We start from the raw sequence: 23380 nt of genomic DNA, 5'->3' as shown, positions 1-23380 counted from the left end.
CAACCGGCTGCGCGGTGCGGCACCCTGGACCCATGAGCACTGTGGCCCCGGAGAGCGACATGCGCCGGCACGAACTGGCGGACTTCCTGCGCAGCCGCCGCGAGCGCATCACTCCCGAGCAGGTCGGTCTCGTACGAGGCCGCCGCCGGCGCACCCCGGGGCTGCGTCGCGAGGAGGTCGCGCAGCTCGCCGCCGTCGGGGTCACCTGGTACACCTGGCTGGAGCAGGCGCGCGAGATCCAGGTGTCCACGCAGGTGCTCGACGCGCTGGCCCGCGCCCTGCTGCTGGACCGCAGCGAGCGCGCGCACCTGTTCGCCCTGGCCGGCAGCGTCGACCCGGCGCCGTTCACCCCCTGCCCGAGCGTGACCCCGGCCCTGCGGGCGCTGCTCGACCAGTTGGGCCCGATCCCGGCCGCCGTGCAGAACAGCCGGTACGACATCCTCGCGTACAACACCACGTACGGGCGCCTGCTGTGCGACCTCGACCGGGTGGCGCCCGAGGACCGCAACTGCATGTGGCTGGCCTTCACCGACGATGAATGGCGGGCGGCCGTCGTGGAGCTGCCCGAGACGAACCGGTTGATGGCCGCCAAGTTCCGGGCCTCGATGGCCGAGCACCTGGCCGAGCCGGCGTGGAAGTCGTTGCTGGCGCGGCTGGAAGCGGCGTCGCCCGAGTTCCGGGAGATCTGGGCGCGTCACGAGGTGGTCGGTCAGGGCGGGAAGTCGAAGTACATCCGCAACCGCCACGTGGGTTTGCTGCACCTGGAGCACACGAACCTGTGGCTGGGACCCGCCGCGGGCCCGCGCCTGGTGACCTACGTCCCGCTGGACGCGGAGACCCGTGAACGCCTCGAACTCCTGCAATCCCTTTCGCCCGCCCTGGTCTGACCGGTCCTCACCGCCCACGGGCGCCGAACGAGGGAGCGGGCTCAGCGACCCGCGAGCCCGGCCTTCGCCTGCACGTGGGCGACGTAGCGGACGGTGAAGAGCATCGGGACGGCGAACCCGGCGACCTGGATGACCGTGGCGGCGGTCGAGTGGGCGTTCCCGGCGTGTGCCACGAAGGCCAGGACCGCGGCGGTCAGCGCGAAGGCGGCGGTCCAAACGGCGGTGATGACGACGTTCGTGCGGACGAAGGGCCGCAGGCCCCACACCTCGCGCGGAGTGGTGCGCTTGGCGATGCCCAGGGTGAAGGGCTTGCGGATGGCCAGCGAGACACCGGCGATGACCGCGAGGGTGCCCGAGGAGAGTGCGGCCGAGTAGTCGTGGACGCCGGAGCGCGGATCGGCGAATGCGATCGCGGCCAGCACGGCGAAGAAGACGGCCGAGCCCAGTTCCATGATCAGCGCCTCGAATCCGGTGCCGGCCCGCACCTGCTGGGCGATGACCGCCACGGCGACCGCCAGAGCGGCCAGGGCCGCCCACTGCCAGCTCCCCGACGGCAGGACTGCGAAGACGATCCACGGCAGGAAGGTGCGCAGGTAGGTCATGATTCCCCGTTTCGTGATGACGCTCGGTCGGATTTCTGCTTCGACATGTCAAAAATAGAACGTCACGTGTGGACCTGTCAATTGTGGAATGTAGACTGCGGTGCATGAGCCTCAAACACGCACTTCTCGGTCTTTTGTCGGAGGGTCCCGCCAGCGGCTACGACCTGCTGAAGCGGTTCGAGACCTCACTGGCCGACGTCTGGCCGGCCACGCAGAGCCAGATCTACACGGAGCTGACCAAGCTGGCGGGCGTCGGCTGGATCTCGGTGGCGGCCGAGGGGCCCCGCGGCCGCAAGGAGTACACCCTCACCGACGAGGGGCTCGCCGAACTGCGGCATTGGCTGACCGGGACCAAGCCCCAGCGCAGCACCCGCAGTGACGTCCTGCTGAGGGTGTTCTTCCTCGGGGTGCTGGAGCCGGAGGAGGCGCAGGCGTACCTGGCGGACCTGGTCGAGATGTCGGAACAGGGCGGCGAGGAACTGCGCCGGCTGGCCGACGGCATCGAATGGGGCGATGACGACCTGTCGCTCTACGGCCGGATCGCCTTGGAGTACGGCCTGCGTTTCAACGCCATGCGCCGCGACTGGGCGCGGTGGGCGGCCGACCGGATCGAGGCGACGGCGAAACGCTGAGAGCGGCGGGGGCCGTCCGGACGCGGCGGTGAGACGCGGACGGAGGCGGCGCCGGCGACGCCGTGCGGGCGGACCCCGGTCGGCGCCGTCAGCCCGCGGCCCAGCTGTTCGTGAGGGTCGCGATCGCCGCCGCCGTCCGGTCGAGTCCCCCGTCGTCCCCCCGGACCGACCTGTTCAGCTCCAGGTGCAGGAACCGTACGTTCTCCCCGGCCGCGGCCTGACCCTGTTCGTTCTCCGTCCCCGAGAGCCGGCACCGCTCGGAGTACGCGGTGCAGACCTGGCGGCCGTCGCCCCGCAGGGCCGCGGTCAACCGGGCGGCGTCCGCCACGGCCTCGTCGCCGGCGCCCGTGGAGACCACCGCGTCGCGGCCGGGGAAGGACTCGTTGGCGAAGCCGTGCAACTGGATGCCCGGGAGGTCGCGGCGCATCAGCTCGTCGATCACGCCGTGGAAGACGGAGTCCGTGCGGTGGGCCATGTCGGCCGACCCGTCCTTGGCCGCGTTGCGGTGGGCCCCGGCGATCACCATCACCCCGCCGGGAGCCCCGCGCAGCACGCGGGCGCCGAGGAGTTCGGTGCGGGCGTCGGCGATGGGGTGGGGGACCTGTACCGACCAGCGCGGGGGGTGGTCGAGGTCCACGTACACCCGGCCCCAGCCGCGGCTGCCGCGGCCCGATTCCCCCGCCGCGTCCGCGACCTCCGCGTACCGTCGGCCGCTGACGCCGTCCGTCACGGTGTGCAGGGCGTAGCCGACGGTCTCGAGCCGTGCCCGCGCGGCCTGCGGGTCACCGTCGAGCAGGAGGGCGACGCCCCGGGTGAGCGTCGATCGTTCCTCGGTCGTGGGGACGCGGTAGCCCCCGTGCTCGCCGAAGCCCGCGGTGAAGAGGGCGATCCGGCGCACGAGGTCGCTGTCGGGGGAGGGCTGTGGCGCCGCTGCGGCCTGCCGAGGGGACGGTGTCGCGTCCGGCCACACCATGAAAAGCGTCAAACCGGTACATAGCAGAGCAAACACTGTGCACAGTAGTGCAATTGTTATTCGCCTGGTCGCCGGTGCGCTCATAGTCATATAAAAATAGCGGAGTGGCGCACTCCGTTTACCCGGCGGCACGACAACCCGAGCTTCTCCGGACCGCCCCGTGACCACGATCGTCGCAATCCCTCGGCCACACCGGCTCCAGGACAGAACGAAGAGGAGCCCCTGTTGGCCGCGTCGCGATCGAGGCGGCGGCGCCGGACCCGCCGTAGGGCGGACATGTCCCTGCTGGGTGGCATCCGCCCGCCCATCGCAGCCCTGTCCGCCTTGTTGCTAACCCTCGCCGCCCTCACCGCGTTCCAACTCGGCCACGTGGGCAAGGGCACAGTAACGCCCGCCGTCCTCACTTCCCAGCAGCACTTCGCGGAGGACGGCGCCATCGCCCTGCGCGCCTCGCTCGACGAGAGCGTCACCGACATCGGCCGGACCGCGTCGCTGTTCAGCGCGGGCGAGCCGGTCTCACCGGACTCGGTGCTCGACAAGCTCGGCAACGTGTACCAGAAGTGGCGCGGCGCGGCAGTGATCGAGATCAAGTCGGGAAGGCTCGAAGCGCAGCGCGGCGAGAACCTCCCCCTGACCGCCCTCGACCTGACCACCCTCAACGCCCCGAACGGTCTCGCCCCCCGCATGGTGCGGCTCGAAAACGGCGAGACCCGCCTCCTGACCCTGGCCCTGCTCTCCTGGCAGGGCCGCCCGCAACAGCTCCTGGTCGCCTCCAGCAGCCTGAAGGTGCCGGGCGTCAGCCTGGGCAACGGCCGCGCGATCGCCGTCCTCGACGCCTCCGGACAGGTCCTGGACAGCAGCGGCGTCGGCGACTCGGGACGGGAACGCAAGCAGCTCGACGCGTTCGCGAAGACGACGGCGCAGAAGGCGAAGCAGCACCCGCTCCAGTCCAAGGAGCCGGGCTCCGGCGGCTTCCCCGGCGTCAGCGGCAGTCTGCTCGGAGACGCCGCGTCCGGTCACCGCTCCGTGGCCGGCTACGCCAAGCTCGCCGGATCGACACCCGGCGAGGGAACCGATGCCACGACCCTCGGACTCACCGTCGTCTCGTTCGTCGGCGTCACCGAACAGGGCACCGCCGTCGGCGACTCCTTCTTCTGGCTCGCCGCCGCCGGCGCCCTGCTGGTCCTCGGTGCGCTCGCCGTGGCCCTTCTCGTCGTCACCGTGCAGCGCCCGCTGCTCCAGCTGTTCCTCGAAAGCCGCCGGATAGGCCGCGGTGACCTGCACCGGCCGGTCACCCTCCCGAAGTACGGAGAGGCGGCCCGCATCGGCGCCGCCCTCGACCGGCTGCGCCGCCAGTCGCTGGGCGAGCCGGGCGCACCCGCCGACGGCCCGCGCCCGGGCCGCCGCGGCCGGATCGGAACGCGCGCCCTGATCGCGGTGTGCGCCGTCCTCCTGCTGGCCTGGTCCGCACCGCTCCTGTTGACGCTCAACCGCGCGGGAACCTCCGTCAAGGTGCCCCAGACGATCGTCGATGACCAGCGCGAGCGCACCGACACCCTCGCCGACCGGGTCCGCCGCGCCCTCAACGAAGGCCACGCCGACCTCTCTTCCGTGGCCTCCGTCCTCAGCGCCAAGACCACCCCCGCCGAGATGACCGAGGTACTGGAACGCACCCGCGCCGAACACGCGCGGTACGCGTCGCTCTACGTGCTGAAGCCCGACGGCACCGTCATGGCCCGGGCCGGCGGCACGCCGCACCACCTCGGCGGCAAGGGCCCCTCCCACGAACCGGTGACCGTGATCGACAGCGGCCACGAGCCGGTGATCACCGAGTACGCCGAGGCACCCGCCCTGGGCGGCGCGGCGGTGGTCGGAGAGCTGCGCGTCGACTTCATCAACGCACTGCTCAGGCGGCCGGGCCTGGGCGAGGTCCGCGTGGTCGACGCCAAGCACCGCGTGGTCGGCGGCAACAGCGGCTACCTCGCGTTCGCACGGCTGCCCAACGGCCGGCTCGACGCGCTGGTGACGAGCGCGAACCAGAAGACGGGCAAGGGCCCCGGCGCCCGCGGCGGCGTCATCCGCGACGGCGGGACCTCCATCGCCGCCGCCGCGCCCCTGAACGGCGGGGGAGTGGCCCAGCCGCTGGGCTGGACGGTCGTCAGCCTGCAACCCGCCAAGGGCCTGGAGATCGCCGCGTACACCGCGCAGAACCGCACCGTACTGGCCGGGCTGCTCGGCCTCACCGGCGCGGCGGCCTGCCTGGGGTGGCTGCACATCATCGTGGTGCGACCGCTGCGCTCCCTCGCCGAGCGGGCGGAGGCCCTCGCCGACGGCGACCGCCGCACCGTCCTCTACCCGACCCACCACGACGAGGTCGGGGCCGTCACCCGCAGCCTCGAAGTCATCCGTCAGCAGCTGCAGGAGCAGCGCAAGCGGGACGCCGGCGGCACCGGCCGGACCGGCGCCGCCCCGGCCGGAAGGAACTGATCCGCCGTGCTCTTCCTCTACTGCGTGCTGCTCCTCAGCTGCCTGGTCATGTTGGGCGCGGGCATCGTCGAGCAGCGCCGGCACTACGCCAACCTCGACCGGATACCCCACCGGGTCCTCGTCAACGGCATCCGCGGCAAGAGTTCCATCACCCGGCTCTGCGCCGGGGCACTGCGCGGCGGCGGCCTGCGCACCGTCGCCAAGACCACCGGCACGGCGGCCCGCTTCATCCACCCGGACGCGACCGAGGAGCCCGTCTACCGCAAGTTCGGCATCGCCAACGTCGTCGAACAGATCGGCATCGTCCGGCGCGCCGCCGCCTACCGGCCGGACGCGCTGGTCATGGAATGCATGGCGGTCATGCCGGCACTCCAGGAGATCAACCAGTCCAAGCTGATCCAGTCGACCATCGGCGTGCTGTGCAACGTCCGCGAGGACCACGTCGCCGAGATGGGCCCCACGCTCGACGACATCGGGCGCTCCCTGTCGCGGTCGATGCCGCACGGCGGGATCTGCGTCACCGCGGAGAAGGAACGCTTCCACGTGCTCCAGGAGGAGGCGGACGCGCGCGACTGCAAGCTCGTCTACGCCGACCCCGACACGGTCAGCGACGAGGAGCTGCGCGGGTTCAGCTGGTTCACCTTCAAGGAGAACGTCGCGATCGCGCTCACCGTCGCCGAGCTGCTCGGCGTCGACCGGGAGACCGCCCTCCAGGGGATGTACGACGCCCCACCGGACCCGGGCGTGCTGTCCGTGGAGCGGTACGTCGCGCCCGGCGGCAAGCGGGTGCGCTTCGCCAACGTCTTCGCCGCGAACGACCCCGAGTCCACACTGATGAACATCAACCAGCTCCTCGACCTCGGGGCCGTCGACCGCCCGCTGAACGTGGTGATCAACTGCCGGCCGGACCGGGTCGAGCGCAACGGTCAGATGGGCCAGATCGTGCCCGACCTGATGCCCGAGAAGGTCTTCGTGATCGGGCACCCCGCCAAGAGCGCCATCGACGCCATCCCCGCCGAGTGGCGTTCGCGCGCCGTCGACCTCGGGGGCGACCAGCGCGACGGCGAGGAGTTCATGCACGAGCTGCTCGGCCATCTGGGCGAGCACTCCTCGCTGGTCGCCATCGGCAACATCCACGGTCAGGGGGAGATCCTCCTGGAGCACCTCGCGGAACTCCCCGGTTTCGAGGACGAACCCGCGCCCGAGCCGGCCCGGCAGGACCGAGCGCAACAGCCCCAGCCCCAGTACGCCCCGCACCTGGACCCGTACGAGGACCTCACCGCGGCTCAGGAGGCGCGCTACGCGCAGCCGCTCGTGCCGAGACAGTACGTACAGCAGCAGCCCTACGGGGAAGCGGCGCAGAACCAACGGCCGCAGTACCGGCAGCCGGGCCACCACCAGCCGTACCCGCAGGCGGAGCACCCGCAGGCCGAGTACCCCCAGCCGCCGTACCCCCGGCCCGGGCAGCACCCGCCGCTCGAACAGTCGTGGCCCGGGCACCCGCAGTCGCACCAACCGCAGTGGCACGACCCGCAGTGGCACGACCCGCAACAGCACTATCCAGGAGAGCCCCGTTGATCCCCGCAGTCCTCACCCCCGAGATCGCCGCGATCGGCATCGCACTGGGTCTGCTCTTCTCCCTGCTGTGCTACCTGACCACGAACCTCTCGCCCGGCGGCATGATCACCCCGGGATGGCTCGCCCTCACCCTCATCGAGGACCTGCAGCGGGCGGCACTCGTCGTGGGCATCACCGTCCTGACGTACGTGCTGACGCTCGTCACGCAGAAGTTCGTGATCCTCTACGGCAAGCGGCTGTTCGCCGCCGTCGTCCTCATCGGCGTGCTCTTGCAGGCCACGGTGGTCATCGTGCTGCAGATGAAGTTCCCCCTGTTGTACGCCAACCAGACCCTCGGCTTCATCGTCCCGGGACTGATCGCCTACCAGCTGGTCCGCCAGCCCAAGGGCGCCACGCTCCTCGCCACCGGGTCCGCGACCCTCATGACGTACGTCGTCCTGACCTCGGGCATCCTGCTGGGCTTCCTGCCGCACGCCTGACCGACGCCGCGCCCGACCACCGCCTGCCGTACCGCCCGGAGCAACGATGACCGTCAAACCCGCCCGTCGCGCCCGTCCCGTCCTGCACGCCCTCGTGGTGACGAGCCTGCTGGCCGCCAGCGCCTACTTCACCTACGAGTTGCGCAAGGAGGAGCAGGACCAGGCCCCCGTCGCCGTGCGCGTGACCGACCAGGCGGCGAAGGGCGGTGCCAAGGGCGGCCAGGACGGCACCCAGAAGTGGGAGCGGCTGCAGAACCCGCAGCGCTCGGTGCTGCGCAGCGGGGACGGCGCGGTCCTCGCGACGTTCACGGACGGGGCCCGGACCGCGACGCTCACCGGCAAGAGCCGCACCTTCACCGAGCCGGCCACCACGCAGACCCGTGTCGTCACCGACACCTGGGTCCGCCTCCTGCCCGAGCCCTGGCGGGTCGGCGCGGAACGCGAACAGTGGTTCCAGGACTGGTTCAAGAAGTACTACGCCAGCGAGGAGGACGACATCTTCGCGATCGCCTTCCAGTACGGCGACAAGGCCCCGGTGAAGAAGGACGCGGCCGGCGTCCAGTACGCGGGCGACGCGGCCTTCGGGCCGATCAACCCGAGCGGCTCCGAGGGCAACGACCTGCGCCTGGAGCAGTCGGACTTCTACGACTACCTCGGCATCCCGTACACCTTCCGCAACGGCACGACGGAGCAGCCCGAGAAGAACAAGTTCCGGGCCATGGACTGCTCCGGATTCGTGCGCACCGTCTTCGGCTACCGCAGCCGCTTCCCGCTCATGGCCACCGACGCGGCCGGCACCGGGCTGCCCCGTACCGCCAACGGCATGGCCCGCTCGAAGATCGGCGTGGACGTCCTTCCGCTCAAGGGCGTCGCCGCGAAGGACCGGCCCGCCTCCATCGACGTCCTCCAGCCGGGCGACCTCGTGTTCTTCAAACTCGACGCGCGCACCGGCGAGCGGCTGGACCACGCCGGCATGTACCTGGGCAACGACACGGACGGCCACAAGATCTTCATATCGAGCCGCGAGGAGGCCAACGGCCCCACCATCGGTGACAAGGGCGGCGCGTCGCGCCTGGACGGCAACGGCTACTACGCCGCCACCCTGCGCAGCGCCAAGCGCCTCTGATCCGGGCAACCGGGGCGGGTTTCCGAGCGTCCTCCCGTGCGGGGGTGACGGTCGTGCCGGAGGAACGTCGAGTGCGGCGGGTGGTGACGGCCGTTCTGCCGGTGCCGGCGCTCCGCCCGAGCGGACGGTGTACCGCTTCGTGCTGGGCTGCCCGGGAGGTTACCCGGCCGAGTTGAAGGAGGACCGGGCCGTGGCGGCGGTCGGCGCGCAGCTCCGGGTCGCCTACGACCCCGCGCACCGGGTCTCCCCCGAGCTGGAGGGCGAGACCGCCCCGTGGAAGGCCGCCGCGTGGGCCGCCGTCCTGCTCGCGCTCAGCGCGACGATCGCCCGGGCGAAGCGGGGACCGTCCCGGGAGGCCTGAACGACCCGACCCCGGCCCGACAGGCGGCGAGTGCGGTCCTCGGCGAGTCGGGGCCGGTCGGCGCGAGCGCCGCGATCTTTGCGCTATAGTCGACCTTGAGCTCAGGGCCGCGAAACACGGCTCGGGGAACACGCGTTGGTGGTCCAAGGAAAGACACCCCACTTCCCGTGGGGGGATGCAGGTGCAAGGCCTGCCCAGCGCTCGATCAAGGCCCCGGCCTCCTTATGGAGGTCGGGGCCTTTCGCTTTCCGCCGACCGAGGGCCACCGTCCGGTCGACCGGTCGGAACCGGTCAGGAATGGAGAAGCGGAACCCCTCGGCCGCCCGTAGCGTGACCCGCATGGACACCGGTCGTGAGGATGGGGAAACGAGAAGCATGACCACGAAGACGGGCCGGCCCGCGCCGCACGTTGCCGACAGCCACGATGTGATCCGCGTGCACGGCGCGCGCGAGAACAACCTCAAGGACGTCAGCATCGAGATCCCCAAGCGCCGGCTGACGGTGTTCACCGGCGTCTCCGGCTCGGGCAAGAGCTCCCTGGTGTTCGCCACCATCGCCGCCGAGTCGCAGCGGTTGATCAACGAGACGTACAGCGCGTTCGTCCAGGGCTTCATGCCGACCCTGGCACGCCCCGAAGTCGACGTGCTCGACGGGCTGACGACAGTGATCACGGTCGACCAGCAGCGGATGGGCGGCGACCCCCGTTCCACCGTCGGCACCGCCACCGACGCCAACGCGATGCTGCGCATCCTCTTCAGCCGCCTCGGACTGCCGCACATCGGCCCGCCCGGCGCGTACGCCTTCAACGTGCCCTCCGTCAGGGCGAGCGGTGCGATCACCGTCGAGCGCGGAGCCAAGAAGGCGGTGAAGGCGACCTTCAGCCGCACCGGCGGCATGTGCCCGCGCTGCGAAGGCCGCGGCACGGTCTCCGACCTCGACCTCACCCAGCTCTACGACGACTCCAAGTCGCTCGCCGACGGCGCGGTCACCATCCCCGGCTACGGCACGGACGGCTGGAACATGCGGCTCTACAAGGAGTCGGGCTTCCTCGACCCGGACAAGGCGATCCGCGAGTACACCAAGAGGGAAGTGCACGACTTCCTCCACCACGAGCCGACCCGCATGAAGATCGCGGGCATCAACATGACCTACGAGGGACTGATCCCGCGGGTCCAGAAGTCGATGCTCTCCAAGGACAAGGAGGCGATGCAGCCGCACATCCGGGAGTTCGTGGACCGGGCCGTCACCTTCACCACCTGCCCCGAGTGCGACGGCACCCGCCTCAGCGAGGGCGCCCGTTCCTCGAAGATCAAGGGGATCAGCATCGCCGACGCCTGCGCGATGCAGATCAGCGACCTCGCCGACTGGGTCCGCGGCCTTGACGAGCCCTCGGTGGCGCCGCTGCTCGCCGCGCTGCGTCAGACCCTCGACTCCTTCGGGGAGATCGGCCTCGGCTACCTCTCGCTCGACCGGCCGTCGGGCACGCTGTCGGGCGGCGAGGCACAGCGCGTCAAGATGATCCGCCACCTCGGCTCCTCGCTCACCGACGTGACCTACGTGTTCGACGAGCCCACCACCGGCCTGCACCCCCACGACATCCAGCGGATGAACGACCTGCTGCTGCGGCTGCGGGACAAGGGCAACACGGTGCTCGTGGTGGAGCACAAGCCGGAGACTATCGCGATCGCCGACCACGTCGTCGACCTCGGTCCGGGCGCCGGAACGGCCGGCGGCACCGTCTGCTTCGAGGGCACCGTCGAGCAGCTGCGCACCGGCGGCACCGTCACCGGCCGCCACTTCGACGACCGGGCCGCCCTCAAGGAGAAGCCGCGGACGCCCACCGGCACGCTGGAGATCCGCGGCGCGAAGACGCACAACCTGCGGGGGGTCGACGTCGACATCCCGCTCGGGGTGTTGGCCGTCGTCACCGGCGTCGCCGGCTCCGGCAAGAGCTCCCTCGTGCACGGATCGCTGGTCAAGGGGCGGGGCTCGGCCGACACGGGTGTGGTGTCGGTCGACCAGAGTCCGATCCGCGGCTCACGGCGGAGCAACCCGGCCACCTACACCGGCCTGCTCGACCCGATCCGCAAGGCGTTCGCGAAGGCCAACGGGGTGAAACCGGCCCTCTTCAGCTCCAACTCCGAGGGTGCCTGCCCCACTTGCAACGGCGCCGGGGTCGTCTACACCGACCTGGCCATGATGGCGGGCGTCGCCACGACGTGCGAGGAGTGCGAGGGCAGGCGGTTCCAGGCGTCGGTACTGGAGTACCACCTGGGCGGACGCGACATCAGCGAGGTCCTCGCGATGTCGGTGACCGAGGCCGAGGCGTTCTTCGGCGACGGCGAGGCGCGCACCCCCGCAGCGCACCGCGTCCTCGAACGGCTCGCCGACGTCGGGCTCGGATACCTGAACATCGGCCAGCCGCTCACCACCCTCTCCGGCGGCGAGCGGCAGCGGCTCAAGCTGGCCACGCACATGGCGGAGAAGGGCGGCGTCTACGTCCTCGACGAGCCGACCGCCGGACTGCACCTCGCCGACGTCGAGCAATTGCTCGGCCTGCTCGACCGCCTCGTGGACTCCGGCAAGTCGGTCATCGTCATCGAGCACCACCAAGCGGTCATGGCGCACGCCGACTGGATCATCGACCTCGGTCCCGGCGCCGGTCACGAAGGCGGCCGGATCGTCTTCGAGGGCACACCCGCCGACCTCGTCACCGCCCGCTCCACCCTCACCGGCGAACACCTCGCGGCGTACGTGGGCGCCTGATCGCCCCGCGCGAGCCCGGCGCCCGGACCCGCAGTCAAGCCCCACCATCCGTGGGTTGTTTCGCGGCGCCGCCGGCGAACTGCCGTCGGTCACGGTCCGCGTGGCCCGGCACCCTGGCAACGGGGCCGACGCCGCCCACCGTCGGCCCCGCGAGCGGGTCCGGGAAAGCCGGGGGGCCGACGGCGTTCCGGGGTAGACGGGCCGTGAGGAAAGGACGGCCGAGATGGGCGAGATGTTGATCGGGACGTGCTCTTGGACGGACAAGGCCCTTGTGGGCAGCGGGTGGTACCCACCCGGGCGGCGCGACCCGGAGGGGCGGTTGCGGCACTACGCCGAACGGTTCCCCGTCGTGGAGGTCGACGCCGGCTACTACGCCCTCCCCAGCGTGCGCAACAGCACGCTCTGGGCCGAACGCACCCCACCGGACTTCCGCTTCGACGTCAAGGCGTTCTCCCTCCTCACCGGCCATCCGACCCGCAAGGCCGCCCTGCCCGCCGACCTCCGCGGCCACGAAGCCGGCGACCCGGAACTCCTCGACGAGGTCTGGCACCGTTTCGGCGCGGCCCTGCGGCCGCTGGGGGAGGCCGGTCGACTGGGCGCCGTACTGTTCCAGTTCCCGCCCTGGTTCGCCCCCGGCGCGCGGGCGGAGACCGTGCTCCACCGCACCCGGAAGCGGGCGCCGGGGTGGCCGATGGCCGTGGAGTTCCGCCATCCCGACTGGTGGCGGGACGATCGGCGGGAGCGCACCACCGCCCTGTTGCGGGACTTGGACGCCACCGCGGTGGCCGTGGACACGGCCCAGGGGCTGCCCGGCTCCATGCCCCCCGTCACACCGGTCACGTCCCCGAAGCTCGGCGTGGTCCGCTTCCACGGCCGCAGCGCCGCGTGGGGGACCGGCAGCAAGGAGGACCGCTTCCGCCACACGTACACCCGGGAGGAGTTGCGCGCGTGGCTGCCGCGCCTGCGCTCGCTGGCGGACCGGGTCGACCAACTGCACGTCCTGTTCAACAACTGCTGCGGCGACGCCGCCGTACGCGCCGCCGAGACCCTGTGCGGCCTGCTGGACCCGCACGAAGCGGCGGCGCACGGCACCCACCGTCGGAGCGTCTCGCCGACGTGACCGGTGGGCGGCGTCGCCCCGCCGCCACGCCCGGCCCCGCGAGGTGGGGCGGTGCGACCTATGCTGGAGACGGCGGCCGGAAGCGCGAGCGGCCTCCCGGCCGCCGGGCCCGGCCACGGGCGCGCACCCCTCTCCGAACCACCGCGCCCGCGAGCCGGCTCACGCCCCGGTGACGACGCGGCCGGCCCCGGGGTCGGCGCAGGCGAGAGGATCGGACCGTGCCGGAACAGGGTGCACGCCGGATCGTGCTGGTCCGGCATGCCAAGGCGGTGCCCAAGCACGTCACCGACGACTTCGAGCGCGCGCTCTCCGACCGGGGCACCCACGAGGCACCCCTGGCGGGCGACTGGCTGAAGCGGTCCAACTTCGCGGTGGACCTGGCCCTGTGTTCCTCGGCCCGGCGGGCCCGCCAGACCTGGCAGCTGATGCTGCCCCGGCTGAGCGAACCGCCCCCCACCCTCTACCAGGCCCGTCTCTACGAGGCCGAGGCGCACGATCTGCTCTCCGCCGTGACGGAGGCCGCGGCCGAGGTGACCGGCCTGGTGCTGGTGGGCCACAATCCGGCCGTGCACGAGGTGGCCAAGAGCCTGTGCGGCGGAGGCCCGAAGAAGCTCGTACAGCGCCTGCGGACCGCCTTCCCCACCTCCGCCGTCGCCGTGCTGACCGTGGACGGGGGCTGGGACGGCGTCGCGCCGGGTGCGGCGCGCCTGGCCGCCTTCTGGGCGCCCGGCCACGACTGACCGGGCTGGGACGGCGTCGCGCCCGGTGCGGCGCGCCTGGCCGCCTTCTGGGCGCCCGGCCACGACTGACCGGCCCCGTCCCGCCTGCGCGGCAGGCGCCCGCGACCGCGCCGCCGGTGGCACAGTGGGGTGCATGTGTGGTCGTTACGCATCCACCCGCGCCCCCGCCGATCTGGCGGACCTCTTCGAGGCCCGCTGGGACCCCCGCGAGACGCTCGCCCCGAGCTGGAACGTCGCCCCCACCGACCCGGTCTGGGCCGTCGTCGAACGAAAGGAACGTGCCACCCGCGTGGTGGAGCGCAGGCTGCGCGCCGTGCGCTGGGGCCTGGTGCCCTCCTGGGCCAAGGACCCGGGCGTCGGAGCCCGGATGATCAACGCGCGGGTCGAGACGGTCCACGAGAAACCGGCCTTCCGCCGGGCACTCGCCAAACGGCGGTGCCTACTGCCGGCGGACGGTTTCTACGAGTGGCGGACCGAGCCGGCCGGGAACGACGGGAAGACCTACAAACAGCCTTACTTCATCCGTCCCGAGGACGCCTCCGTGATGGCCATGGCCGGACTGTACGAGTTCTGGCGGGACCGCGGCGTCGCCGATGACGACGACCCGGCGGCCTGGCTCGCGACGGCGACCGTCATCACCACCGAGGCCGCCGACGCGGCCGGCCGCATCCACCCCCGTATGCCCTTGGCCCTGGACGCCGCGGACTACGAGGCCTGGCTGGACCCCGCCCACCAGGACGTCAACGCCCTCCGGGCCCTGCTGCACACCCCGGCCGACGGCCGGCTCGCGGTCCGGGCGGTGTCCACCGAGGTCAACAGCGTCCGCAACAACGGTCCCCAGCTGCTGGAGGACGCCCCCGCGCGGTGAGGAAGACGGCCGCGCGCTCCCCCCACGCGGCCACCTCGGCCCGGGTGCGGGAGACGCGCAGCTCCGCCTCGGGCAGCGATCGGGCCAAGGTCCGTGCGGTCGACAACGGATGCCCGGTATCACCCTCCCAAGCGAGGATCAGAACCGGCAGGCGCAGCGCGGCGAGCGAGGCCGGCTCGGGCAGGTCCGAGAGGGCGAGTCCCCGCAGGACCGCGGGAAGGACCTCCGCCCGGGGTGTGGGCACGAACTCCGGGACGTCGGCCACCAGCCGCGGTCGCGGCCCCGGGGCCCTCCCGGCGAGCCACGCGCCCACCCCCCGGTGTTCGATGGTCTCGGCGGCCGACCGGTTGGCCCGCGCGTACGCCGCCCGCGTCGTCCACGCGGTGGGCGGGATCAGCAGCACCAGCGCCGAGAACCGTCCCGGCTCGCGGACCGCGGCGTGCAGTACGGTTGCGCAGCCCATCGAGGAGCCCAGGGCGTCGGCCGGGCCCGGTTCGCCCAGGTGGTCGAGCAGGGCGAGCAGGTCCTCCGCGAGGCTCTCGTAGGTGTAGTCGGTGTCCACGGGGCCGCCGGTGGACCGCCCGTGCCCCCGGGCGTCGTAGCGCACGAGGCGCCGCCCCGCACGGGTGAGCGGAGCCCAGTCGAACAGCCCCATCCGGTCCTCGACGGCCTGGCTGACGAATCCGCCGTGCGCGTACACGGCGAGCGGGCCTTCGCCGAGGTCGTCGTAGACCAGCTCGGCCCCGCGATGTCGCAAGCGGCCCTCGCGGCGGCCGGTCCGGCTCATCGCCGGTCCCGGCGCGTCAGGTTCGCACGGCGGGTTCTCGTGTCAGGCTCCCGGATCAGGCTCCCGGATCAGGAGCGCTCGTCCTCGGGGGAGCCGAAGTTGCCGTAGCCCTTGAGGTCGTGCGCCGTACGCCGGCTGCCGTCGGAGGGGAACGTCTGCGCTTCGACCTCGCGGCGTTCCTCGGGTCGCCCGGCGTCCGCCGGCCGTCGGGGCTGCTGGGCGGGGGTGGGCGGCTTGGGCTCGGCGGCGCGCCGTTTCATGCCCCACCACACCGCACCGATCAGCAGGACGACGACGATCACGCCGACCGCCAAGGCGAAGGCGGTTCCCGAAGCGCTCATCGCGAGCGCGGTGGCCGAGTTCATCATGGAGCCGTTTCCTTTCGTCGGGCGCCGCCGCGGGGCGTGTTCGGCCCGGGCGGACGTCCTCTTCTCCCACGGCGCGGCTGCCCGCCACGCGGGGGGTGAAACGGCAGGGAGACGCGGGAGACGCGATGGGTGTGACGGCTGGGAACGGCCGTACGCGTCGGCGTCCCCGGCGTCCCCGGCGTCCCCGGCGACCTCGTCGGGCAGCCGCACGCTCGGGCGGCGCGCTCAGTGCCGGGAGTGCCCGTTCGGTGAGAGGTGGTAGACGGCGAAGGCCCGGTCGATGACCGGCATGGCGACGTTGCGCACCCGGACGCCGCCCGCGGTCATCCCGTGCTCCCTGCCGGCGTGCGCGTGACCGTGGACCGCGAGGTCGGCGCCCGCCTCGTCGACGGCCTCCGCCAGCAGGTAGCTGCCGAGGAAGGGGTAGATCTCCCTCGGTTCGCCCGCCAGGGTGTCCTCGACCGGGGAGAAGTGCGTCAGCGCGATCCGCAGGACGCATTCGGCGCCGCGGAGCGCATCGAGCGACTGCCGGAGGCTGTCGGCGCTGCGGCGGGTGTACTGGACGAAGGACTTCATCTCGGGTTCGCCGAACTCACTGGCGCAGCGCCCGGCGAAGCCGCCGCAGAAGCCCTTGGTGCCGGCGACGCCGACCTTCGTTCCGGCGATGTCGAGCACCACGCTGTCGCCTTCGAGGACGTGCACCCCCACCCGGGCGAGTTCTTCGGTGACGGCGGCTTCCTGATCGCTCTGGTAGTCGTGGTTGCCCAGCACCGCGGCGACCGGGACGGGCAGCCCGGCCACTTCGTGGGCGACGACGCGGGCCTCCTCGGCGGTGCCGTGCCGAGTGAGGTCCCCGGCGAGCAGCAGCAGGTCGGCATGGTTGCCGAGCGTCTCGAAGGCCGGCCGCAGCGTTCCCTCGCTGCCCGGACCGAGGTGGATGTCCCCGACGGCCGCGACGCGGATCATGACAGCTCTTCGGAGTGGTCGGGCGGTGCGGCGCAGCTCACCGTCAGGTCCTGGTGCCAGGCCACACCCGCCAGTTCCTCCCCGGCGATGCGCAGGACCTCCGCCCGGCAGTCGGTGCTGGTGACACTGCCCGAGATGTGGGCGGTGGCGCCGTGCATCTCGATCCGTACGCCCAGCTCGGCGATGTCCTCGCGGGCCAGCCGGTCCCGCAGGTGCTGGATGCGGTACTCGATCGGCTCGGCGGTGTCCATACCGTTCATGCGTGTTGTCCCCTCACTGCGCCCTCGCTCCGCTCATGGCCCTGATGCCGTTGAAGACGTCGGTGTCGTCCGTTTCGGCTCCTCGCATCCCCTGAGTCGTCCCACGGGCTCGTCGCGGCGGTATGACCCGCAGCCGTTCGAGCAGGTAGAAAAACGCGTCCGCCAAGGGCGCGTCCTGGTGGTCCCGGTACATCCGGTCCCAATCGATCTGTTCGCGCAGCATCCGGGCCATCGGCAGCAGGTCGCCGAAGTCGCAGTAGTGCTCGCACAGAGCCGCGAGCCGGCTGTCCATGAGGTCGGTGGGGGACAGCACCGGCATCCACACGGAGTCCACGGGCAGCACCACCGCGCGATCGAGGAGCTCCTTGCTCACCGGGCGGCGGGCGAGTTCGAAGATCAGGTCGATCTCCTCCCCGCCCGAGCGGCCTTTGACCAGCCAGTCCTCGGGTGCCTGGCGCATGGAGATCCCGCCCTCCTCCAGCGCCTTGATCACGGTTTCCGCGTCCTCGCGCATGACGCAGAAGTCGGTGTCGTGCTGGAAGCGCGGTGGCAGGCCGTGGGCGAACGCGGCCACGCTGCCGGCCAGCGCGAACCGTTGTCCCGACGCCTTCAGCAGCGCCGCGACCCGTTTTGTGGTCTCCAAGATGGCCTGCGTGTGGTCGTGCGGCAACGACCCGTCGGTCCGGGCGGGACCACGCGGGTCGTCGGGCCGGACGACGTCCACGTCGCCGTGTCGGGCAGAACGGTTCTTCGCAGAGTGGCTCACTGCAATCACTCGTCCACTGGCTCGTTCCTGAGCGGCCGCGGGGGCGTCCGGGACCGCGGAGGCCGGCAGTCAGTCCTCATCGCGCACGATATTCCACCGGGGGCCACGGCGCGCGGGCTCGACGGCCACCTCCTCGGGTGCCTTGAGCGCTTCGTGAAGGACGCTTACCCCCTCGGAGGCCTCGTACGCTCCGGGGCGGTTCAGCGACCACCGCCGGGCTCCGCCATCCGGTGGTGCATGAGGGCCTTGAACCGGTCGGGCAGGACACGGTTGGCGATCGAGCCCTGGAGCTTGGTCTTCACCGAACCCGCGACGATCTTGCGCCGGCCGGCCGTCATGGCCTCGTAGCCCTGCTCCGCGACCAGGGCCGGGTCGTCCTTCTTCGCGCGCCCGACGCGGGTGTCGAGCATGTGGGCCCGGCGGAAGAAGTCCGTGGCGGTGGCGCCGGGCATCAGGGAGGTGACCGTGACGCCGGTCCCCTTCAGTTCGTCGCTCAGAGCCTGGGCGAATGACTGGAGGAAGGACTTCGACGCGTTGTACACCGCCTGATAGGGCCCGGGCATCGTGGAGGCGATCGACGAGGTGATCAGCACCCGGCCGTGGCCGCGGGCGACCATGTCGGGCAGTAGCCGTTTGGCCAGGTGGACGGTGGAGGTGACGTTCAGGTCGATGACGCGGGCGTCGGCCGAGAGGTCGGTGTCCAGGAAGGCTCCGCCGTGTCCGACGCCCGCGTTGAGGGCGAGGGCGCTCACCGGGCGGCCCAAGCCGGAGATCTCCCGGCACAGGGCCTCCACCCCGTCGTCCAGGGCGAGGTCGGCGCGCACGGCGGTGACCTCGGTGCCCTGCTCGCGCAATTCCTCCGCCGCGAGGGCGAGGCCGCCGTCCTCGGCGGTCACGAGCAGGTCGTATCCGTGTCCGGCGCATACGCGGGCGAGTTCCAGGCCGATGCCGCTGGAGGCGCCGGTGACAACGGCCAGAGGGCGATTGTTCTCCATGTGGCTGCGGCTACCCGGCGCCGGTACGGATACGCCCAGGACTCTCGGGGGCGGTGTCCCTCAATCCTCGGCCGTCACCCGGACGCTCTTGACCTCGCCGTCGGCGGCGTCCGGTACCACCATCCCCGCCTCGACGCCCGTGCGCAGGTAGCGCAGCACCTCTTCCGTCAGCCGGTCGCCGGGCACCACCACGGGGATGCCGGGCGGGTACGGGGTCAGCATCTCGGCCGAGACACGGCCCACCGCCCGGTCCAGCGGAACCTGCTCGGCCGGGCCGAAGAAGGCGTCGCGCGGCAGCGCGACGGACTCCAGCCGCAGTCCTTCGGGGTCCGGCACCTCCACCCGGCGCGCCGGACGCAGGTCGTCGGCGTGCGCGACCAGGTCCCGCAGTGCCTCCAGCAGCCGGTCGGTGGTGTCCGGTCCGTCCGCGTGCGTCAGCTGGGCGCTGATGCGCCGGTGGTCCGACAGGTGCAGGTTGATCCGGTGGTGCTCGCGCAGCCAGTCGGCGGCCCGGTAGCCCGTGGTACCGAGCGCGGTGATGTCGATGATGATCTGGAGCGGGTCGAGGTCGTGCGCCAGACCCGGACCGCAGAAGTCCTCGGGGCCGTGGACGTGCATCCCGTCGATCTCCGCGATCCGCTTGCGGACCGACTCCGCGAGCGACAGCGCGTCGTCGTAGAGGGCCCGGCCGTGCTCGACCATCTGGCGGCGCCAACCGTCGAGGGCGGCGTAGATCAGGACCGAGGGGCTCGTGGTGCCCAACAGGTCCTCGCGGCTCTTGAGCACCTCCGGCCGTACGAGATCACCCTGGAGGTGGAACACTGATCCCTGTTCCAGCCCCGAGCCCATCTTGTGCACGGAGGTGACGCACACGTCGGCGCCGGCGTCCATCGCCCAGGTCGGCAGGTCGGGGTGGAACGGCAGGTGCGCACCCCACGCCTCGTCCACGATCAGCGGTTTCCCGTGCTCGTGGCAGACCCTCGCGATCGCCGCGAGGTCGGTGGACGTCCCGTACGGCGTCGGACTGGTGACCAGGGCGCCCTTGACGTCCGGGTGCGCGGCGAAGGCGTCGGCGAACGCCTGCGCCGACGGCGGATGCGCGATGTGGCGCTCCGCGTCCCAGTTGGGCTCCACCCACACCGGTCGGATGCCGGAGAGGATGAGCCCCGAGACCACGGCCTTGTGGGCGTCCCGGCCCACCAGCAGTTCCTCGTGCGGTCCGGCCACCGACAGCATGGCCGACTTGAGCGACAGCGAGCTGCCGCAGGTGGAGAAGAAGGCGTGGTCGGCCCCGACGGCGTCCGCCATGAGCTCTTGGGCGCGCTCCAGCACCCCCTGCGAGGACGTGCGGTCGTCGAGCCCGCTGGTCGCGAGGACGTCGGAGTGGAACACCGCGTCCCCCAGCACCGCGCGGACCCGTGGGTCGGCGCCGCGCGCCTGTTTGTGTCCGGGTGGCGTGAAGGGCGTCTGGCCACTGGCGTGGTAGGCCGCGAGTGCGTCGAGTACGGGGGCTTCTGACTGGTCCATGGCTCGCGCCTGCCCGGCCGCACCGGCACGAAACGACCCTCGGCCCGGACCGCCCGCAAGGGTGAAGGGCGCCCCGCCTCCGGCGCCGGCCGCCCGGTCGGGGCGCGGCCGGTCAGTCCAGGCGGATCGCGAGCAGGCAGGCGTCGTCCTCGTGCTCCTCGGCCGGATCGGCGGACATCACCCGATCGAGCGTCTCCCGCACCCCCGAACCCGCGCACGTCTCCAGCACCTTGCGCAGGGTCTCGATCCCGGACGTGATGTCCTCGCCGCGCCGCTCCACCATGCCGTCGGTGTACAGCAGCAGCAGGTCCCCGGGGAGCAGCCGGACGGTCGCCGTCGCGTACTCGTGCCCCGGCAGCAGGCCGAACAGCGGCCCGCGGTGCTCCGTGTCGAGCGTCGTGGCCGTGTGCCCGCGCAGAAGCAGGGGAGCGGGATGCCCGGCGCTCGCCCACCGCAGGTTCCGCTCGGCGTCGATGTGGCCGATGATCGCGGTGGCGGTCTCGGCGGCCGGGTCGGAGCAGATCAGCTCGTTGAGCCAGGTGGTCAGCTGCCCGGCATGGGTGCCGGGGGAGTGCGCCAGGCCCGCGAGGGCGTGCCGCTGCTGCGCCATGCGGGCCACCGCGTCCAGCCCGTGGCCGCACGCGTCCCCGATCGCCAGCAGGATGCGGCCGTCCGGCAGCAGGCGGCACTTGTACCAGTCGCCGCCGACCGCCTCCGCCGGCAGGTACGTGGCCGCGACCGAGATGCCCAGCGCCTCCAGTTCGGCGGAGTGCGTGGGCAGCAGGGCTTCCCGGAGCGCCGACGCCACCCGGTGCTCGGCCGCCGCCTCCTCGCGCAGCCGTTCCGTCTGGCGCCTGGTCGCCGCCAGCCGTTGCCGGCTGCGCACCTGCGCCGTGAGGTCGCGGGCGATGAGCCGCAACAGCCACGGGAGTCCGTCCGTGGCGATGACCGGGTGTCCGACCAGCCGCAGGGTGCGGACCTCGCCGAGCACCGTGAACCGGACGTCCGCGCCGGGCGGCTCCTCACCGTCGAGCAGGGCCGTCATCACGTTCGCGAAGCGGGGGATGTCCTCCGGAAGCACCGCGTCGCACAGGTCGATGAGGGACAGCGGCCTGGCCGGGTCCGTCCGGAAGATCGACGCCAGCCCCTCGGACCAGGTGACGGTGCCCGACAGCAGGTCCCAGGTGCCCCACCCCATGGAGGCGATGTACTGGGCGTCGAGCGACATCGCCTCCGTCCGGTTCAGGGCCGGACGCCAGGTCGTCAGGACCCTGTCCCCGCAGGAAGCGGCGTCGTACAGCAGCTTGGTGCGGTGCAGCCCGTCACGCTGCTGTTCGGTGTAGTCCACGGCGTAGGAGTGGACGGCCCGCCCCGTCTCCAGCACCTCGCTGAGGGAGTCGACCAGACCGCCCGCGGCAGCGCCCGGCTGTACCTCCAAAAGCCTCCGGCCGACCTGGGTGTAGGGGGCGTCGAGCCACTGGGCGGACCGGACGTGGTTGCCCGCGCGGACGGTGAAGTCCACGACCCGGCCGTCCTCGTCCCGTACGGGGGCCAGCAGGGCCGCCGATACCGGGATGGCGGGCAGGGCCGCGCAGACGCACCCCCAGGGATCGTGTTCGCCCTGCCCGTCGTCGTCGGGGGAGCAGGAGTGCGAGGCCCCCTCGCCCCCGCCGCACGGGCAGCCGGTCGGGGGCCCCTCGGGCCGCGGGGCGTCGTCCCCTCGCACCCCGGCGTCCCGGCGGGCGGCGGCGCGCAGCGCCGCCACCTCCCGCGCGATGAGCAGCTTGAGGGAGGCGGGGTCCTGCGGGACGACGGGGGTCATCCGGTCACACCGCCGGGCCGGGGGACCGCGGGACGACGGCGGCGGGTGGGGGAGCTGCGCACGACGCGCCTCCTTCGATCGGGGTCAGGCTCGTGGGCGAGCGCCTGCCCGCCCTGTCCGCCGTCCACCCCTCTCCCGGGCACAATGGGGCCGTCCGGCCCCGAGTTCCGGGACGTCGGTCCCGTGTCGGCTCACCCGGAGGAGTTGTCGGCCCGCAGGTCCCGCAGCGCGGGGAGCAGGGTCGACTGAGCCCATTCGAGGAACGGTTCCTGGTGTCGGCCGCCCACCTGGACGAGCGCCACCTCGGTGAAGCCGGCCTCCACGAAGGGACGTACGGCGTCCACGAAGTCGTCCACGTCGTCACCGCAGGGCACGGACCGCGCGATGTCCTCGGGCCGGACGTGCTGGGCGGCCTGGTCGAAGGCGGCGGGCCCGGGCAGCTCCGCGTTGACCTTCCAGCCGCCCGCCGACCAGCGGAACTGCTCGTGGGCCCGCTTGACGGCCGCGTCACGGTCGGGGTCGTAGCACACGGGCAGCTGACCGACACGCGGCTTCCCGGCGCCCCCGGCGCGGTCGAAGGCGTCCAGCAGGTCCCGCTCGGGCTCGATGGCGATCACGAGGTCGGCGAGCCGCCCCGCGAGGTCGCAGGACTTGCTGCCCGAGACCGCGATGCCGATGGGCGGCGGGTCGGCCGGCAGGTCCCACAGTCGGGCGTTCTCCACGTCGAAGTACTGCCCGTGATGGTTGACCGACCGGCCCTCGAAGAGGCCCCGGATGATCTCGACGGCCTCCTCCAGCATCTCCAACCGGACGTGCGCCGCGGGCCAGCCGGGGCCGACCACGTGCTCGTTGAGGTTCTCGCCCGAACCGAGGCCCAGCCGGAACCGCCCACCGGACAGCAACTGCATGGTCGCGGCTTTCTGGGCGACGACCGCGGGGTGGTAGCGCATGGTCGGACACGTCACGTACGTCATCAGCGGAATCCGCGAAGTGGCCTGCGCCGCCGCACCGAGGACGCTCCACGCGTACGGGGAGTGCCCCTGCTCCTCCAGCCAGGGGAAGTAGTGGTCGGAGGTGACGGAGAAGTCGAAACCCGCCCGCTCCGCGCCGACCACGTGCTCGACCAGTTCCCGGGGGCCTGCCTGCTCGGTCATCATCGTGTACCCGATTCGCACCATGGGCCGCGTCTTACCGGTCCGGCCCCGTACGAAACCTGACCGTCGGCCGTATGGGGGAGCCCGGAGGAGAGGGGGCGGGGCGTGGAGAGCGC

The 23380-nt window shown here is 72.1% G+C and carries 22 protein-coding genes; 11 read left to right on the top strand and 11 right to left on the bottom strand.

The features are described from left to right. The first annotated feature begins 32 nt into the window (after positions 1–32). The gene (locus ACV7NM_RS03855) at positions 33–887 is read left to right on the top strand and encodes an MmyB family transcriptional regulator (protein WP_463408903.1); all 855 of its coding nucleotides are present in this window, start codon (positions 33–35) and stop codon (positions 885–887) included. A 41-nt stretch (positions 888–928) separates the two neighbouring features. On the opposite strand, the gene ACV7NM_RS03850 is transcribed toward ACV7NM_RS03855, so the two are convergent. Then, a complete protein-coding gene (locus ACV7NM_RS03850) occupies positions 929–1489 on the bottom strand; it encodes a hypothetical protein (protein ID WP_463408902.1) in 561 nt (186 codons plus the stop codon). A gap of 104 nt (positions 1490–1593) precedes the next feature. Here ACV7NM_RS03850 and ACV7NM_RS03845 point away from each other — a divergent pair, with 104 nt between their 5' ends. Beyond that, entirely contained in the window at positions 1594–2121 is a 528-nt protein-coding gene (locus ACV7NM_RS03845) for a PadR family transcriptional regulator (protein WP_463408901.1), read from the top strand. Between the two features lie 88 nt (positions 2122–2209). On the opposite strand, the gene ACV7NM_RS03840 is transcribed toward ACV7NM_RS03845, so the two are convergent. Next, positions 2210–3106 carry a hypothetical protein gene (locus ACV7NM_RS03840; RefSeq protein WP_463408900.1) on the bottom strand — a complete coding sequence of 299 codons (897 nt, stop codon included), beginning with the start codon at positions 3104–3106 and terminating at the stop codon, positions 2210–2212. A gap of 264 nt (positions 3107–3370) precedes the next feature. On the opposite strand from ACV7NM_RS03840, the gene ACV7NM_RS03835 reads away from it, so the two are divergent. From ACV7NM_RS03835 to ACV7NM_RS03795, 9 genes are all read left to right on the top strand, one after another. Continuing rightward, on the top strand, positions 3371–5581 hold the full coding sequence (locus tag ACV7NM_RS03835; protein ID WP_463408899.1) for a HAMP domain-containing protein: 2211 nt from the start codon (positions 3371–3373) through the stop codon (positions 5579–5581). Positions 5582–5587: 6 nt separating this feature from the next. Beyond that, positions 5588–7159 carry a poly-gamma-glutamate synthase PgsB gene (pgsB, locus tag ACV7NM_RS03830; RefSeq protein ID WP_463408898.1) on the top strand — a complete coding sequence of 524 codons (1572 nt, stop codon included), beginning with the start codon at positions 5588–5590 and terminating at the stop codon, positions 7157–7159. Then, positions 7156–7638 carry a poly-gamma-glutamate biosynthesis protein PgsC/CapC gene (locus ACV7NM_RS03825; protein WP_136213015.1) on the top strand — a complete coding sequence of 161 codons (483 nt, stop codon included), beginning with the start codon at positions 7156–7158 and terminating at the stop codon, positions 7636–7638. Before pgsB ends, ACV7NM_RS03825 begins: the two co-directional genes overlap by 4 nt. A gap of 46 nt (positions 7639–7684) precedes the next feature. Next, positions 7685–8764, top strand: a complete 1080-nt coding sequence (locus ACV7NM_RS03820; protein WP_463408897.1) for a C40 family peptidase — start codon at positions 7685–7687, stop codon at positions 8762–8764. 172 nt (positions 8765–8936) lie between these two features. Next, on the top strand, positions 8937–9125 hold the full coding sequence (locus ACV7NM_RS03815) for a hypothetical protein (RefSeq protein ID WP_463408896.1): 189 nt from the start codon (positions 8937–8939) through the stop codon (positions 9123–9125). A 375-nt stretch (positions 9126–9500) separates the two neighbouring features. Then, the gene (locus ACV7NM_RS03810; protein ID WP_463408895.1) at positions 9501–11891 is read left to right on the top strand and encodes an ATP-binding cassette domain-containing protein; all 2391 of its coding nucleotides are present in this window, start codon (positions 9501–9503) and stop codon (positions 11889–11891) included. A gap of 223 nt (positions 11892–12114) precedes the next feature. Continuing rightward, on the top strand, positions 12115–13011 hold the full coding sequence (locus ACV7NM_RS03805; protein ID WP_463408894.1) for a DUF72 domain-containing protein: 897 nt from the start codon (positions 12115–12117) through the stop codon (positions 13009–13011). 218 nt (positions 13012–13229) lie between these two features. Further along, a complete protein-coding gene (locus ACV7NM_RS03800) occupies positions 13230–13751 on the top strand; it encodes a SixA phosphatase family protein (protein WP_463408893.1) in 522 nt (173 codons plus the stop codon). A gap of 133 nt (positions 13752–13884) precedes the next feature. Next, entirely contained in the window at positions 13885–14619 is a 735-nt protein-coding gene (locus ACV7NM_RS03795) for an SOS response-associated peptidase (protein WP_463408892.1), read from the top strand. Here the strand turns inward: ACV7NM_RS03795 and ACV7NM_RS03790 are convergent. From ACV7NM_RS03790 to ACV7NM_RS03750, 9 genes are all read right to left on the bottom strand, one after another. Next, the gene (locus ACV7NM_RS03790; RefSeq protein WP_463408891.1) at positions 14564–15406 is read right to left on the bottom strand and encodes an alpha/beta fold hydrolase; all 843 of its coding nucleotides are present in this window, start codon (positions 15404–15406) and stop codon (positions 14564–14566) included. The two genes, ACV7NM_RS03795 and ACV7NM_RS03790, sit on opposite strands and share 56 nt — an antisense overlap. Before the next feature lie 68 nt (positions 15407–15474). After that, entirely contained in the window at positions 15475–15774 is a 300-nt protein-coding gene (locus tag ACV7NM_RS03785; protein ID WP_463408890.1) for a DUF6479 family protein, read from the bottom strand. A 225-nt stretch (positions 15775–15999) separates the two neighbouring features. Then, the gene (locus tag ACV7NM_RS03780) at positions 16000–16740 is read right to left on the bottom strand and encodes a metallophosphoesterase family protein (RefSeq protein ID WP_463408889.1); all 741 of its coding nucleotides are present in this window, start codon (positions 16738–16740) and stop codon (positions 16000–16002) included. Next, positions 16737–17000 (bottom strand): hypothetical protein, encoded by a 264-nt coding sequence (locus ACV7NM_RS03775; RefSeq protein WP_463408888.1) that lies wholly within the window; start codon positions 16998–17000, stop codon positions 16737–16739. The genes ACV7NM_RS03780 and ACV7NM_RS03775 overlap by 4 nt, the downstream gene beginning before the upstream one ends. 13 nt (positions 17001–17013) lie before the next feature. Continuing rightward, entirely contained in the window at positions 17014–17766 is a 753-nt protein-coding gene (locus ACV7NM_RS03770; RefSeq protein ID WP_463408887.1) for a nucleotidyltransferase family protein, read from the bottom strand. 200 nt (positions 17767–17966) lie between these two features. Further along, a complete protein-coding gene (locus ACV7NM_RS03765) occupies positions 17967–18761 on the bottom strand; it encodes an SDR family NAD(P)-dependent oxidoreductase (protein ID WP_463408886.1) in 795 nt (264 codons plus the stop codon). A gap of 60 nt (positions 18762–18821) precedes the next feature. After that, entirely contained in the window at positions 18822–20288 is a 1467-nt protein-coding gene (locus ACV7NM_RS03760; protein ID WP_463408885.1) for an aminotransferase class I/II-fold pyridoxal phosphate-dependent enzyme, read from the bottom strand. 112 nt (positions 20289–20400) lie between these two features. Continuing rightward, a complete protein-coding gene (locus ACV7NM_RS03755; protein ID WP_463408884.1) occupies positions 20401–22110 on the bottom strand; it encodes a PP2C family protein-serine/threonine phosphatase in 1710 nt (569 codons plus the stop codon). A gap of 191 nt (positions 22111–22301) precedes the next feature. Further along, positions 22302–23288 carry an LLM class F420-dependent oxidoreductase gene (locus ACV7NM_RS03750; protein ID WP_463408883.1) on the bottom strand — a complete coding sequence of 329 codons (987 nt, stop codon included), beginning with the start codon at positions 23286–23288 and terminating at the stop codon, positions 22302–22304. Between the last annotated feature and the right edge of the window lie 92 nt (positions 23289–23380).

The organism is Streptomyces sp. Tek67B01, from assembly GCF_055231995.1.
Note: the sequence above shows the minus strand (reverse complement) of the source record. Positions and strands in the feature narration are given on the sequence as shown.

What these genes read in the sequence shown, in the direction of transcription:
- ACV7NM_RS03805 (WP_463408894.1), top strand. Translation starts at nt 12,115, where the DNA reads ATGGGCGAGATGTTGATCGGGACGTGCTCTTGGACGGACAAGGCCCTT.
- ACV7NM_RS03845 (WP_463408901.1), top strand. Translation starts at nt 1,594, where the DNA reads ATGAGCCTCAAACACGCACTTCTCGGTCTTTTGTCGGAGGGTCCCGCC.
- ACV7NM_RS03760 (WP_463408885.1), bottom strand. Translation starts at nt 20,288, where the DNA reads ATGGACCAGTCAGAAGCCCCCGTACTCGACGCACTCGCGGCCTACCAC.
- ACV7NM_RS03855 (WP_463408903.1), top strand. Translation starts at nt 33, where the DNA reads ATGAGCACTGTGGCCCCGGAGAGCGACATGCGCCGGCACGAACTGGCG.
- ACV7NM_RS03820 (WP_463408897.1), top strand. Translation starts at nt 7,685, where the DNA reads ATGACCGTCAAACCCGCCCGTCGCGCCCGTCCCGTCCTGCACGCCCTC.
- ACV7NM_RS03750 (WP_463408883.1), bottom strand. Translation starts at nt 23,288, where the DNA reads ATGGTGCGAATCGGGTACACGATGATGACCGAGCAGGCAGGCCCCCGG.
- ACV7NM_RS03775 (WP_463408888.1), bottom strand. Translation starts at nt 17,000, where the DNA reads ATGAACGGTATGGACACCGCCGAGCCGATCGAGTACCGCATCCAGCAC.
- ACV7NM_RS03785 (WP_463408890.1), bottom strand. Translation starts at nt 15,774, where the DNA reads ATGATGAACTCGGCCACCGCGCTCGCGATGAGCGCTTCGGGAACCGCC.
- ACV7NM_RS03790 (WP_463408891.1), bottom strand. Translation starts at nt 15,406, where the DNA reads ATGAGCCGGACCGGCCGCCGCGAGGGCCGCTTGCGACATCGCGGGGCC.
- ACV7NM_RS03850 (WP_463408902.1), bottom strand. Translation starts at nt 1,489, where the DNA reads ATGACCTACCTGCGCACCTTCCTGCCGTGGATCGTCTTCGCAGTCCTG.
- ACV7NM_RS03780 (WP_463408889.1), bottom strand. Translation starts at nt 16,740, where the DNA reads ATGATCCGCGTCGCGGCCGTCGGGGACATCCACCTCGGTCCGGGCAGC.
- ACV7NM_RS03810 (WP_463408895.1), top strand. Translation starts at nt 9,501, where the DNA reads ATGACCACGAAGACGGGCCGGCCCGCGCCGCACGTTGCCGACAGCCAC.
- ACV7NM_RS03835 (WP_463408899.1), top strand. Translation starts at nt 3,371, where the DNA reads ATGTCCCTGCTGGGTGGCATCCGCCCGCCCATCGCAGCCCTGTCCGCC.
- ACV7NM_RS03755 (WP_463408884.1), bottom strand. Translation starts at nt 22,110, where the DNA reads ATGACCCCCGTCGTCCCGCAGGACCCCGCCTCCCTCAAGCTGCTCATC.
- ACV7NM_RS03765 (WP_463408886.1), bottom strand. Translation starts at nt 18,761, where the DNA reads ATGGAGAACAATCGCCCTCTGGCCGTTGTCACCGGCGCCTCCAGCGGC.
- ACV7NM_RS03795 (WP_463408892.1), top strand. Translation starts at nt 13,885, where the DNA reads ATGTGTGGTCGTTACGCATCCACCCGCGCCCCCGCCGATCTGGCGGAC.